Source organism: Nonomuraea sp. NPDC050536 (genome assembly GCF_044457685.1).
Taxonomy (GTDB): Bacteria; Actinomycetota; Actinomycetes; order Streptosporangiales; family Streptosporangiaceae; genus Nonomuraea.
This window is the reverse complement of the sequence record NZ_JBITHD010000007.1, coordinates 357,670-371,060: the sequence shown is the minus strand read 5'-3', so window position 1 is coordinate 371,060 and position 13,391 is coordinate 357,670. Positions and strand designations below refer to the sequence as shown.

Below are 13,391 nucleotides of genomic sequence, written 5' to 3'. Positions count from 1 at the left end.
TTGAACGGAACGTTAACTTCGCAGCAACGAATTATTCTGGTTGCTCCAGCCGTGCGGCTCGTTCGGCGACGCGCGCCTCGCGCTGACGGAGCTTGTCCTCCCGCTCGCGCGCCTTCTCCGCCTCCTTCAGCAGCCGCTCGCGCTCCTTCAGCTCCCGAACCCTGGCCCTCTCGGCCTCCTTGAGCTCGCGATGGCGGGCCTTCTCCGCCTCCTTGAACTCCTTCTCCCTGGCCTTCTCCAGCTCGCGCAGGTCCTTGTCGGTCATCACCGGATGGCTGGCGCGGGTCGCCATCGAGATCGCCGGCTGCGGGTCGAGCCCCGTCAGACCGTTCCACGCCAGATTGACCAGGTGCGCGGCGACCTCCTCGCGCCCCGGCTTGCGCACGTCCAGCCACCACTGGCCGGTCAGCGCCACCATGCCCACCAGCATCTGCGCGTACATCGGCGCCAGCTTGGGGTCGTAGCCGCGGTCAGCGAACTCGTCGGCCAGCACGTCCTCCACCTGGCTGGCGATCTCGCTGATCAGGCTGGCGAACGAGCCTGTGCCGCTGGCGGCGTGGGAGTCACGCACCAGGATGCGGAAACCCTCGCTGCTCTCCTCGATGTACTGCAGCAGCGCGAGCGCCGCCCGCTCCAGCTTGACCAGCGAGTGCGCCGCCGACAGCGCCTGGGTGATCATGCCGAGCAGCCTCTGCATCTCGCGGTCGACCACCACCGCGTAGACACCTTCCTTGCCGCCGAAGTGTTCGTAGACCACCGGCTTGGACACCTGGGCCGTCGCGGCGATCTCCTCGATGGAGGTCCCGTCGAACCCCTTCTCCGCGAAGAGGGTGCGGCTGATGCTTATCAGCTGCTCTCTCCGCTCGCTTCCGGACATGCGCCTGCGAGATCGGGGTGTGGTCACACCCTCCATAATGGCTGTCCCGGACGAAGTGCCGGGAACAGATCCTCCGCTGTCAGGCAATGCGCTTCGCCGCCAGGCGCTCTGGCGTGGGCCAGCGCACGTTGTAGGCCCAGCCCATCTTCTCGAAGAAACGGATCATCTCGGCGCTGAGATCGATCTGCCCCTTCAGCGCGCCGTGCCGGGCGCTGGTCGGCTCGGCGTGGTGCAGGTTGTGCCACGACTCGCCGAAGGAGGGCAGCGCCAGGATCCACACCTGGCGCGACTTGTCGCGGGCCTCGAACTGCTCGTCGCCGAACACGTGGCAGATGGAGTTGATCGACCAGGTGACGTGGTGCAGCAGGCCGATGCGGACGATCGAGGCCCAGAACAGCGCGGTCAGCGCGCCCTGCCAGGACCAGGTCACCAGGCCGCCCAGTACGGCGGGCAGCGCGATCGAGGTGAGCGCCAGCCAGCCGAACCACCGGTGCATCCGCATGAGGTCGGGGTCCTTGAGCAGGTCGGGGGCGTACTTCTCGCGGTTGACCCGCTCGGCCTCGAACATCCAGCCCATGTGCGCGAACAGCAGCCCCTTGCACAGCGCGGTGAAGCCGGTCCCGAACCGCCACGGCGAGTGCGGGTCGCCCTCCTTGTCGGAGAACTTGTGGTGCTTGCGGTGGACGGCCACCCAGTCGAGCACGGACATCTCCAGGGACAGGCTCCCCGCGATGGCCAGCGCGATCTTCAGCGGCCGCTTGGCCTTGAACGAGCCGTGCGTGAAGTAGCGGTGGAAGCCGACCGTGACGCCCAGGCCTGAGATGACGTAGAAGACGAAGGCGATGACGATGTCGCTCCACCCCAGCCCCCATCCCCACGCGAACGGCACGGCGCAGGCGATGGCGATCAGGGGCAGGCCGACGACGATCGCGAAGGTGATCAGCTCACCCTTGGTGCGGCGCTCGGCGTCGGATTCGGGCTTGGGACCGGGAGACGTGCGCTCGGCGGTAACGGTCATGGACTACCTCTCGCGACGTGTATGAGCTCGAATGTCCGGGCTACGCAACCGTAACCTACGGCATCGTAAGTTAGGAATCCTTGAGAGCCGTTATTTACGTTTCGGCTACGGCAGGCTCACGTCAGTGTCGGTCCTCCGCACCGATGCGATGGACGACCGTTAGAGGGAACTCGGTACCACGCGAGTGCGGCAAGGTCGGTAAGCTAGGTCCGGACGCTGAGAGGCGTCCATTTTCCGGCGTTGAGTAATTGGCAGCTCGCAGTCTTTTGGTGTCTGTTGTCCAGGTTCGAGTCCTGGCGCCGGAGCTGTCCGTGTCGATCGTGGGTACATGGTTGGCTGTCCGTGTGGGCAGGTATCCTCACGGTGTCGGGTGGGTAGCGGTGCGGTAGCCGTACCGTTGTCCAGATCCGCCCTCGTCACAGGGAGCCTCAGTCCGTGAGTGTGCCGCGCCCGGCCGCAGTCGTCGTCCTCGCCGCAGGCGAGGGCACCCGGATGAAGAGCCAGACCCCGAAAGTCCTCCACGAAGTGTGCGGTCGCGCGCTCGTGGACCACATGCTCGCCGCCGCCCGCGGGCTCGAGCCCGAGCGGCTGATCGTGGTGATCGGCCACGACAGGGAGCGGGTCGGCGCGCATCTGGCCGAGTCCAGCCCGGATGCGCGGGCGATCGTCCAGCACGAGCAACGCGGCACGGGTCACGCCGTGCGCACCGTGCTGGAGGAGGTGGGCACGATCGCCGGCACGGTGCTGGTCACCTACGGCGACGTGCCGCTGCTGCGCACCGAGACGCTGACCGAGCTGCTCGAACGGCATGCCACCGACGGAAACGCCGGGACCGTGCTGACCGCTGTGGTGCCCGACCCCACCGGATACGGGCGGATCGTGCGCGATGCGGCGGGAGCCGTACTGGAGATCGTCGAGGAGAAGGACGCCTCGCCGGAGCAGCGGGCGATCGCCGAGATGAACTCCGGCATCTACGCCTTCGACGGGCTGCTGCTCGCCGATGCGGTCAAGCGGGTCTCATCCGACAACGCGCAGGGTGAGGAATATCTCACCGACGTGCTGGCCATCCTGCGCGAGGAGGGCCACCGGGTTGGCGCCCACGTGGCGACCGACTACGTCGAGGTCGAAGGCGTCAACGACCGCGTGCAGCTGGCCTTCGTGCGCAAGGTGCTCAACAGGCGGCTGCAGGAGGCCCACATGCGGGCCGGCGTCACGATCGTCGACCCTGACAGCACCTGGATCGACGTGGGTGTGGAGATCTCCCAGGATGTCGTGATCCACCCGGGCACGCAGCTGCACGGCGCGACGAGGATCGAGACGGGCGCCGAGGTCGGCCCCGCCTCCACGCTGACCGACACCAGGGTCGGCGAGGGCGCCGTGGTGCGCAACGCCGTGTGCGACGGCGCGGTGGTCGGGCCGGAAGTGAGCGTGGGCCCCTACGCCTACCTGCGTCCGGGCACGGTGCTGGGCCGCGCGGCCAAGGTCGGCACGTTCGTGGAGACCAAGAACACCACGGTCGGGGAGCGCTCCAAGGTGCCGCACCTGACCTACGCGGGCGACGCCACGATCGGCCAGGACGCCAACATCGGCGCCTCCACGGTCTTCGTCAACTACGACGGCGTCAACAAGCACCCCACGATCGTCCGCGACGGCGCGTTCGTGGGCTGCGACACCATGCTCGTCGCGCCGGTGACGGTCGGCGACGGCGCCTACACGGCGGCCGGCTCTGTGATCATCGATGACGTCCCGCCCGGGGCGATCGGGGTGGCTAGGGCCAAGCAACGCAACATAGAACAATGGGTCCTACGCCGACGTGCGGGCACAAAGTCCGCCAAAGCGGCACAGAAGGCCATCGAGCAGGAGAACGGGTCATGAGCGGCATCAAACAGCCTGGCGAGAAGGAGCTCATGCTCTTTTCCGGCCGGGCCTACCCCGAGCTGGCCGAGGAGGTTGCCAGGCACGTCGGCGTCTCGCTGACCCCCACCAAGCTGATCGACTTCGCCAACGGCGAGATCTACGCGCGCTACCTGGAATCCGTGCGCGGCTGCGACGCCTTCGTGATCCAGAGCCACACCGGCCCGATCAACAAGTGGATCATGGAACAGCTCATCATGGTCGACGCGCTCAAGCGGGCCTCCGCCAAGCGCATCACCGTGGTCATGCCGTTCTTCGGCTACGCCAGGCAGGACAAGAAGGGCCGCGGCCGCGAGCCGATCACCGCGCGCCTGATGGCCGACCTGTTCAAGACCGCGGGCGCCGACCGGCTCATGTCGATCGACCTGCACACCTCGCAGATCCAGGGCTTCTTCGACGGCCCCGTCGACCACCTGTTCGCGATGCCGGTGCTCGAGAGCTACCTGAAGAACAAGCTCGACCTGGAGAACACCACCATCGTCTCGCCCGACACCGGCCGCGTGCGGCTGTCGGAGCGCTGGGCCGACACGCTCGGCACGCCGATGGCCTTCATCCACAAGCGCCGCGACCTGGATGTGGCCAACTCGGTGAAGGTCAGCGAGGTGGTCGGCAAGGTCCGCGGCCGCACCTGCGTGCTGATCGACGACATGATCGACACGGCGGGCACGATCTGCAAGGCCGCCGACGCCCTCTACGAGCAGGGCGCAACCAACGTGATCACCGCCGCCACGCACGCGGTCTTCTCCGACCCCGCCGTGGACCGATTGAAGAACTCGCGCATCTCTGAGGTCATCGTGACCAACACGCTGCCGTTGTCGGAGGAGAAGCAGTTCGACAAGCTGACGGTCCTGTCGATCGCGCCGCTCATCGCGCGCGCGATCACCGAGGTCTTCACGGACGGCTCGGTCACGAGTCTGTTCGAGGGAGACACCTGAAGCCGATAGACTACTCAGGTTGCGCTCGTAACGCCTTCCGCTAGGGCGGGTGAGGGGGAGCGCGAAACCCGTCCAGAGCATCCCTAGGAGATGTCGTGTCCGAAGTAAGCATCGCCGCCGAGCCGCGCACCGAGTTCGGCAAGGGCGCCGCTCGCAAGATCCGCCGCGCCGACAAGGTGCCCGCAGTCCTCTACGGGCACGGCATCGACCCCAAGCACCTGACCCTGCCCGGTCACGAGGTGCTGCTCGCCCTGCGCACGCCGAACGTCCTGATCCACCTCAAGGGTGAGGGCGTCGACGAGCTGGCCCTGCCCAAGGGCGTGCAGCGCGACCCGATCAAGGGCTTCGTCGAGCACGTCGACCTGCTTCTGGTCAAGCGCGGCGAGAAGGTCACGGTCGAGATCCCGGTCACCACGGTCGGCGACGTCAACTCCGAGGGCCTGCTCGACCAGCAGCTGGTGTCCATCGCGGTCGAGGCCGAGGCCACCCACATCCCCACCGGCATCGAGGTCGACATCGAGGGCTTCGAGGTCGGCAAGGCCGTCACCGCGGCCGACCTCAAGCTGCCGCAGGGCTCGACGCTGGCCGCCGACCCCGAGGCCCTGGTGCTGCACGTGGTCGCCAAGCCGGTCGAGGCTCCCGCCGAGGAGGAGGGCGAGGAGGCCGTCGAGGCCGCCGCTCCCGTCGAGGCCGAGGGCGCCGAGGGCGCTTCCGAGTAGTTCCGGATATCGGGGCAGCCGGTCAGCCGGCTGTCCCGTTTTTCCGTTTTGAGGGGATCGCATGGAACGCTGGCTCATCGTGGGGCTGGGCAACCCCGGCGCGGAGTACGCCGCCAACCGGCACAACGCCGGATTCATGGTGCTCGACGAGCTCGCCGCGCGGGCCGGTGGACGGTTCAAGGCACACAAGAGCCGCGCCGAGGTCCTGGAGACCCGGGCGGCGGTGCTGGCCAAGCCGCTGTCGTACATGAACCTCTCCGGCGGGCCGGTCAAGGCGCTCGCCGACTTCTACAAGCTCGGGCCCGAGCGGCTGATCGTGGTCCACGACGAGCTCGACGTCCCCTACGGCGCGCTGCGCGCCAAGCTGGGTGGCGGCGACAACGGCCACAACGGGCTCAAGTCGATCACCAAGGTGCTGGGCACCCGCGACTACCTGCGGGTCAGGTTCGGCATCGGGCGGCCGCCCGGCCGGATGGACCCGGCCTCGTTCGTGCTCAAGGACTTCGCCACCGCCGAGCGCAAGGACCTGCCGTTCCTGGTCGACCGCGCCGCAGACGTGGTGGAGTCACTGATGGAGCGCGGGCTCGAGACCACGCAGAACGACTTCCACCGCGCCGACCTGAACATTTCGGGCCCTCCTCGCTGATCACCGCATAGAGCCGTTCGCAACCTGTCGGCCGTCGCTCCCCGCTACCATCTGGTGACTATCTGTTGACGGTAGGTCACGGGGAGGCGTGCGTGAGCGACGGCGAGGTGCTGACGACCCTCGTCCCATCCGAGCCCGCCCTCACCTGGCGGGCCGCCCCGCGCGACTGGGTCCGCGCCTACCGCATCCGCGCGATGCTGTCCGACTTCGGCGGCGCCAGCGCCGGAGCCGCCCTCGCCTTCCTCACCCGCTTCGGCGAGCTGACCACGTGGGTCATGCCCTATCTGGTGCTCAGCGCCGTGCTCCCGCTGGTCTGGGTCGCCGCCGTCGCGCTCAACAGGGCCTACGAGCCCCGCATGATCGGCATCGGCTCGGAGGAGTTCCGCCGCGTCGTGCAGTGCGGCGTCGCGCTGATCGCCACCATGGCCATCGGCTCCTACCTGACCAAGACCGACGTCGCCCGCGGCTACGTGGTTCTCGCGCTGCCCCTGGTCACACTCCTCACCCTGATCTTCAGGTACGGCTTGCGCCGCTCGCTGCACCGGCGCCGGGCCGCCGGGGCGTGCCTGCGCCGGGTGGTGGCGGTGGGCCACCGGGCCGCGGTCGACGAGCTCGTCCAGCGCTTCCGGCGCGAGCCGTACCACGGGATGCGGGTCGTGGCGGCCTGCCTGCCAGACCCGGCGCGCGGCCTGGTCGGCGGGGTGCCCGTGGCGGGCGACTTCACCGACGTGCCGCTGGTGGTCGGGCAGGTCGACGCCGACACGGTCGCCGTGCTGGCCTGCCCGGAGATGGACGGGCTCGCGCTGCGCAGGCTGGCCTGGCGGCTGGAGCGCACCCACACCGAGCTGGTGGTGGCGCCCGCGCTCATGGAGGTGGCGGGTCCGCGCACCACGATCAGGCCCGCGGCCGGGCTGCCGCTGCTGCACGTGGAGCATCCCGAGCTGGCGGGGGCGCGCAAGCTGGTCAAGAGCGTCTTCGACCGGGTGGTGGCCTTCGGGCTGCTGGTGCTGCTCGCCCCGCTGCTGGTCGGGCTCGCCGTGGCGGTGCGCATGACGAGCCAGGGGCCCGCGCTGTTCCGGCAGACACGGGTGGGGCGCGACGGCCGGCCGTTCACGATCGTGAAGTTCCGCACCATGCGGCCCGACGCGGAGCGGCAGAAGATCGCGCTGGTCAGCGAGGGCGACGGGCGGCTGTTCAAGATCCGGAATGATCCACGCGTGACCCCGCTCGGCGCGCGCATGCGCCGGCACTCCCTCGACGAGCTGCCGCAGCTGATCAACGTGCTGCTCGGCCACATGTCGCTGGTCGGACCCCGGCCGCCGCTGCCGGAAGAGGTCGCCCGCTATGGCGACGACGTGCGGCGACGACTGCTGGTGCGGCCGGGGCTCACGGGGCTGTGGCAGGTCAGCGGCAGGTCGGATTTGTCGTGGGAGGAATCCGTCCGCCTCGACCTGCGTTACGTGGAGAACTGGTCCCTCATGCTGGACCTCCAGATCCTGTGGAAGACTTGGTCGGCCGTCGCACGCGGGCAAGGAGCTTATTGATGACGATTCGCGACGACCACGCCCTTGCTGCCGATCTCGCGACCGAGGCCGGCGAGCGGCTCCTGGAGATCCGCGAGGGCTTCGACGATCCTGCCGCGCTGCGAGCCAAGGGCGATCGAGCTTCGCACGTCTTCCTGATGGAGGCGCTGGCGCGGCTGCGGCCCAGCGACTGCGTCCTGTCGGAGGAGGCCACCCGCGAGGAGCGGCTCGACCCGCGCAGGCTGAGCGCCGCCCGGGTGTGGATCGTCGACCCGCTCGACGGCACCCGCGAATACGCCGAGGAGGGCCGCGCCGACTGGGCCGTGCACGTGGCGCTGTGGGAGCAGGGCTCGCTGACCGCCGGCGCCGTGGCGCTGCCGGCGCAGGGGCGCACGCTCACCACGGCCGACCCGCCCGAGCTGCCCGGCTACGACGGGGGCCGCTTCCGCATCGCGGTCAGCAGGTCCCGCCCGCCGGAGTTCGTACAGAAGCTGGCCTACCTGGTCGGGGCCGACCTGGTGCCGATCGGCTCGGCCGGGGCGAAGATCTCCGCGGTGCTCACCGGAGAGGTCGAGGCCTACGTGCACGCGGGCGGCCAGTACGAGTGGGACTCCGCGGCGCCCGCCGCCGTGGCGCAGGCCGCCGGAGCGCACACGAGCCGTATTGACGGCACCACGCTGCGTTATAACCAAGCAGACCCGTCACTACCAGATATCCTGGTTTCCCTACCGGACTTGGCGCCGACGTTGCTCGCCGGGATTCGGGACCTTCACCGCTAGAACGCCGGAGGAAGCTTCCATGCTCCAGCGCGACTACACCACGTCGCAACTAGACGTCCTCGAGGCCGAGGCCATTCACATTATGCGTGAGGTGGCCGCGGAGTTCGAGCACCCCTGTCTGCTGTTCTCCGGCGGCAAGGACTCGATCGTGATGCTGCGCATCGCGGAGAAGGCGTTCTGGCCGGCCCCGATCCCGTTCCCGCTGATGCACGTCGACACCGGGCACAACTTCTCCGAGGTCATCGACTTCCGCGACCGGCGGGCCGCTGAGCTGGGCGCGCGCCTGGTCGTGGCCAGCGTGCAGGACTCCATCGACGCCGGCCGGGTGGTCGAGGAGACCGGCAGGCGCGCCTCGCGCAACCGGCTGCAGACCACCACGCTGCTGGACGCGATCGAGGAACACGAGTTCGACGCGGTCTTCGGCGGCGCCCGCCGCGACGAGGAGAAGGCGCGGGCCAAGGAGCGGGTGTTCTCCTTCCGCGACGACTTCGGGCAGTGGGACCCCAAGAACCAGCGTCCCGAGCTGTGGAACCTCTACAACGGGCGGATCCGCAAGGGCGAGCACATCCGGGTCTTCCCGCTGTCCAACTGGACCGAGCTGGACATCTGGGACTACATCCGGCGCGAAGGCATCGAGATCCCGTCGATCTACTTCGCCCACACGCGCAAGGTCTTCGAGCGCGACGGCATGCTGCTGCCGGACTCCGAGGTGGTGCTGCGCGGCGAGGACGAGCCGCTGTTCGAGTCCGTGGTCCGCTACCGGACGGTGGGGGACATGACCTGCACGGGAGCGGTCCAGTCGACCGCCGCCACCGTCGAGGAGATCATCGAGGAGATCGCGGCCACCCGCATCACCGAGCGCGGCGCCACCCGAGCCGACGACCGCGCCTCCGAGGCCGCGATGGAAGACCGTAAGAGAGAGGGCTACTTCTAATGTCGACCGTCCGTACCACTTGCGGTATTCAATCTCAGACCGGCTGCATTCAATTCAAGGGCTACTTCTAAAGATGGACATCCTGCGTTTCGCCACGGCGGGCTCTGTCGACGACGGCAAGTCCACTCTCATCGGGCGGCTTCTCTTCGACTCCAAGGCGATCTTCGAGGACCAGCTCGAGGCGGTCGAGCGGACCTCGCGCGACCGCGGCACCGAGTACACCGACCTGTCCCTGCTGACCGACGGCCTGCGGGCCGAGCGGGAGCAGGGCATCACGATCGACGTGGCCTACCGCTACTTCGCCACGCCCCGCCGTAAGTTCATCATCGCCGACACCCCCGGGCACATCCAGTACACCCGGAACATGGTCACCGGCGCCTCCACCGCCGACCTGGCGATCATCCTGATCGACGCGCGCAAGGGCGTGCTGGAGCAGTCACGCCGCCACGCCTTTCTGACGTCGCTGCTGCGGGTGCCGCACGTGGTGCTCGCCGTCAACAAGATGGACCTGGTCGACTACTCCGAGGATCGCTTCGAGGAGATCCGCGAGGAGTTCACCGCGTTCGCCTCCAAGCTCAACGTCGGCGACCTGACCTTCATCCCCATCTCCGCCCTGCACGGCGACAACGTGGTGTCCAGGTCCGAGAACATGCCCTGGTACCAGGGCACCTCGCTGCTGCACCACCTGGAGAACGTGCACATCGCCTCCGACCGCAACCTGGTCGACGTGCGCTTCCCCGTGCAGTACGTCATCCGCCCGCAGCGTGCCACCGACCACGCCTTCCACGACTACCGCGGCTACGCCGGCCAGGTGGCGGGCGGCATCCTCAAGGCCGGTGACGAGGTGATCCACCTGCCCTCGGGCCTGTCCACCAGGATCGCCTCGATCGACACCTTCGACGGGCCGGTCGAGGAGGCGTTCCCGCCCATGTCGGTCACCCTCCGCTTCGAGGACGACCTGGACATCTCCCGCGGCGACATGATCGCCCGCCCCAACAACCAGCCGCACGTGGCCCAGGACCTGGAGGCCATGGTCTGCTGGATGACGGACGCGACCAAGCTCGCGCCCCGCTCCAAGCTGACCATCAAGCACACCACCCGCACGGCCCGCGCCCTGATCCGCGACCTGCATTACCGGCTGGACGTCAACACGCTGCACCGCGACGAGGCCGCCCCCTCGCTCGGTCTCAACGAGATCGGCCGGGTGACGCTGCGCGTCACGCAGCCGTTGTTCGTCGACGACTACTCGCGCAACCGGCTTACGGGCGGCTTCATCCTGATCGACGAGGCCACCAACGTGACGGTCGGCGCCGGCATGATCATCGACGCTCACTGAGGGTTCTTTTCCTCTTGTACGGCAAGCCCGGGTAACGCCACCCGCCGTAGGTGGTCGGCGCCTGTCCAGGGAGACGCTCCTCCGGCGATGCACCACCCCGCCGCAACGACGTCTCCCACCCGGGCACGCCTTCCGTGGCACCGCCCCCTTCGCGCGGTGCCACGGGGGCTCGTGCGGCATGCCGTACCTCGGCAGAGCGTGCTGAGCAAGCCCCGTACAGCCTGAGCGAAGGCGGCCGGCTCGCCGTCGTGTGCCCTGCCCGCACCCGGGCAGCTCGCGCAGGGCCGTGCCGGGCCATTATGGTCGGCAGCACGAAGCTATCCACCCCACGCACCAGCAGCGCCGGACAGGCGGAGGCAAGCCACTCCGCCCACCAGTCAGCGACGAGTGCCTACTGCGGGGCCATCATGTCCTGGCAGTCCCCGTCGGGATGCGCCACGACGCTCTCCAGGAAGTATCCGGCGTCGGGGATGCCACGTGCCTCGACGGCGCGCCACCGGTCGCCGAGGCCTGCCGTATCGGTCGAAGATTGTTTGTGTATTCGGTGACCCGGCGATTACGCTCCGCGCTAGTGTCTCCACGGTCCGTATCCACGAGGCGAAGGTCCGGCATCTGTGTCTCACCGTCCCTGCCCTCCCAAGGTGGTCTTCCTGGGTGGCCTCGGCCGCAGCGGCACCACGCTCCTGGAGCGCCTGCTCGGCGAGCTGCCGGGGGCCGTGCCCCTCGGCGAGGTCGTCCATCTGTGGGCCAGGGGCGTGCTGGCCGACGAGCCGTGCGGCTGCGGAGCGCGCTTCGCCGAGTGCCCGTTCTGGCGGCTGGTCGGCGCGCGGGCCTTCGGCGGCTGGTCTGACGCGCTGGCGGAGCGAGTGCTCCACCTGCGCCAGCGGATCGACCGGACCCGCCGCATCCCGCGCATCGCCCACCCCGGCCTCGCCGAATACGTCACCGCCTACCGCCAGGTCTACGAGAGCGTCCCCGGCGCCCAGGTGGTCATCGACTCCAGCAAGCACGCTTCCCTCGCGCACTGCCTGGCGGCCGGCGGGCTCCCGGTCAGAGTCGTCCAGGTCGTCAGGGATCCGCGCGCCGTGGCCCACTCCTGGCGGCGCAGCGTCGCCCGCCCCGAGGACGGCGCCCCCATGACCCGCTGGGGCGCCACCCGCACGTCCCTGCACTGGACCGCGCAGAACCTCGCCCTCGACCTCCTCGCCCGCCGCGGCGCGCAGGTCACCCGCGTCCGCTACGAGGACCTGGTCGCCGACCCGCGCGCCACGCTCACGACCCTCGCGACGCGCCTCGGCCTGACGCCCACCCTCGATTTCCTGGACGGCGTCACCGCCCGCCTCACCACGTCCCACACGGTCTCGGGCAACCCGATGCGCTTCACGACCGGCCAGATCCGGCTCGCCCGCGACGACTCCTGGCGCTCGGCGCTCCCTCGCCGCCACCAGAGCCTGGTCGCCGCCCTCACCTGGCCCCTCAGATCGCAGTACGGCTACCGCGGAGAAACCGCATGACCCCCTCACCCAACCCCCCAGACGCCACGGCTCCCACCGCTCCCGAGGTACGCCCGCGCACCGAGGCCGCCGTCGTGGATTCGCGGATGCCCTCGGTTGGCGTGGTGATCCCGACGCGAGGCGACCGGCCGGACGAGTTGCGAGCCGCAGTCTGGGCGGCGCTGGACCAGGACTACGACGGCAGGATCTCCGTGGTCATCGTGGTCGACGGCGCCACCCCCGAGCTCGTGGCCGAGCAGGTGGCCGACATCATCGTCCCGTGCGAGGGCAAGGCAGACCTCCACGACGTACGCGTCCTGCCCAACCGCCTCAGCCCCGGCCTCCCGGGCGCGCGCAACACCGGCATCGCCGCCTGCGACACCGACCTGATCGCCTTCTGTGACGACGACGACGAATGGCTCCCCGGCAAGCTCGCCGCCCAGACCTCCGCACTCGCCGGCGGCGCCGAGTTCGCTAGCTGCGCCATAGAGGTCGAGTACGGCAGGCGCCGCCTGCCCCGCCTGGCGGGCACCGAGACGGTCACCAAGGCTGACCTCGCGAGATCTCGCATGGTGATGGTGCACTCGTCGACGTTCGTCTTCCGGCGCGGCACCCTCTGGGTGGACGAGAGCGCCCCCGCCGGCCAGAACGAGGACTGGGACCTCGCTCTACGCGCCGCCAAGCGCCGCCCGATCGCGCACGTCGATCGCCCGCTGGTGCGCGTGCGCTGGGGCGGATCCCACTATGTCGCCCGCTGGGCGGACCGCATCGCCGGGCTCGAGTGGATGCTCGCCCGGCACCCTGAACTGGCCGTGGATCCGCGCGGCGCGGCGCGGATCTACGGTCAGCTAGCCTTCCACCACGCCGCGCTCGGTCGCCGCCGCGAGGCGGGCCGCTGGGCGCTGCGTACCTTCGCCGCCCGCTTCGGCGAACCCCGCGCCCCCATCGCCCTCGCCGTAGCCGCCGGCCTCATCCCCGCCTCCACAGTCCTGGCCCTCCTCCACCACCGAGGCCACGGCATATGACCCGCCCAGCCCCCATCTCCCCAGCACCGTCCCCGCCCCCTCACGACCACCCGCAGGCGCCACCCTCAGTCGCGGCTCCCATCTCGTCGCAGACACCCGCCCGCGTCCAAGGCTTCGCGCAAGAGCGCATCTCGCCGCCTGTCGTGGTCGTTCCTGCCTCCATGGGGGCTCTGGCCGCCACCCAGTCTGCAG

Annotated in this window: 12 protein-coding genes and 1 tRNA gene; 11 read left to right on the top strand and 2 right to left on the bottom strand. The window is 69.4% G+C overall.

All coding sequences use genetic code 11. The features are described from left to right. Positions 1-31: 31 nt before the first annotated feature. Together ACIBHX_RS22590 and ACIBHX_RS22585 are read right to left on the bottom strand one after the other, a co-directional pair. On the bottom strand, positions 32-913 hold the full coding sequence (locus ACIBHX_RS22590) for a TetR family transcriptional regulator (RefSeq protein ID WP_397069138.1): 882 nt from the start codon (positions 911-913) through the stop codon (positions 32-34). A 43-nt stretch (positions 914-956) separates the two neighbouring features. Next, the gene (locus ACIBHX_RS22585) at positions 957-1,895 is read right to left on the bottom strand and encodes an acyl-CoA desaturase (protein ID WP_397069137.1); all 939 of its coding nucleotides are present in this window, start codon (positions 1,893-1,895) and stop codon (positions 957-959) included. A gap of 233 nt (positions 1,896-2,128) precedes the next feature. Between ACIBHX_RS22585 and ACIBHX_RS22580 the strand changes: the two genes are divergently transcribed. The 11 genes from ACIBHX_RS22580 (at position 2,129) to ACIBHX_RS22530 (ending at position 13,199) form a co-directional block, all read left to right on the top strand. Next, positions 2,129-2,200, top strand: a tRNA-Gln gene (locus tag ACIBHX_RS22580). A gap of 130 nt (positions 2,201-2,330) precedes the next feature. Next, a complete protein-coding gene (gene glmU, locus ACIBHX_RS22575; RefSeq protein WP_397069135.1) occupies positions 2,331-3,770 on the top strand; it encodes a bifunctional UDP-N-acetylglucosamine diphosphorylase/glucosamine-1-phosphate N-acetyltransferase GlmU in 1,440 nt (479 codons plus the stop codon). Next, entirely contained in the window at positions 3,767-4,744 is a 978-nt protein-coding gene (locus ACIBHX_RS22570) for a ribose-phosphate diphosphokinase (protein WP_214325925.1), read from the top strand. The genes glmU and ACIBHX_RS22570 overlap by 4 nt, the downstream gene beginning before the upstream one ends. 95 nt (positions 4,745-4,839) lie before the next feature. After that, positions 4,840-5,463 carry a 50S ribosomal protein L25/general stress protein Ctc gene (locus ACIBHX_RS22565; RefSeq protein ID WP_397069134.1) on the top strand — a complete coding sequence of 208 codons (624 nt, stop codon included), beginning with the start codon at positions 4,840-4,842 and terminating at the stop codon, positions 5,461-5,463. Between the two features lie 61 nt (positions 5,464-5,524). Further along, positions 5,525-6,109: an aminoacyl-tRNA hydrolase gene (pth, locus tag ACIBHX_RS22560; protein WP_397069133.1), complete on the top strand. Its 585-nt coding sequence runs from the start codon at positions 5,525-5,527 to the stop codon at positions 6,107-6,109. 194 nt (positions 6,110-6,303) lie between these two features. Then, positions 6,304-7,653, top strand: a complete 1,350-nt coding sequence (locus tag ACIBHX_RS22555; RefSeq protein ID WP_397069245.1) for a sugar transferase — start codon at positions 6,304-6,306, stop codon at positions 7,651-7,653. Continuing rightward, complete coding sequence (locus ACIBHX_RS22550) at positions 7,653-8,411, top strand: 3'(2'),5'-bisphosphate nucleotidase CysQ (protein ID WP_397069131.1); 759 nt, start codon at positions 7,653-7,655, stop codon at positions 8,409-8,411. Before ACIBHX_RS22555 ends, ACIBHX_RS22550 begins: the two co-directional genes overlap by 1 nt. A 19-nt stretch (positions 8,412-8,430) precedes the next feature. Further along, positions 8,431-9,345, top strand: coding sequence for a sulfate adenylyltransferase subunit CysD (cysD, locus tag ACIBHX_RS22545; protein ID WP_397069130.1), 915 nt, complete (start codon positions 8,431-8,433; stop codon positions 9,343-9,345). Between the two features lie 73 nt (positions 9,346-9,418). After that, entirely contained in the window at positions 9,419-10,681 is a 1,263-nt protein-coding gene (cysN, locus tag ACIBHX_RS22540; RefSeq protein ID WP_397069129.1) for a sulfate adenylyltransferase subunit CysN, read from the top strand. A gap of 641 nt (positions 10,682-11,322) precedes the next feature. Then, complete coding sequence (locus ACIBHX_RS22535; protein WP_397069128.1) at positions 11,323-12,195, top strand: sulfotransferase family protein; 873 nt, start codon at positions 11,323-11,325, stop codon at positions 12,193-12,195. Continuing rightward, complete coding sequence (locus tag ACIBHX_RS22530; protein WP_397069127.1) at positions 12,192-13,199, top strand: glycosyltransferase family 2 protein; 1,008 nt, start codon at positions 12,192-12,194, stop codon at positions 13,197-13,199. Before ACIBHX_RS22535 ends, ACIBHX_RS22530 begins: the two co-directional genes overlap by 4 nt. Positions 13,200-13,391: the final 192 nt, after the last annotated feature.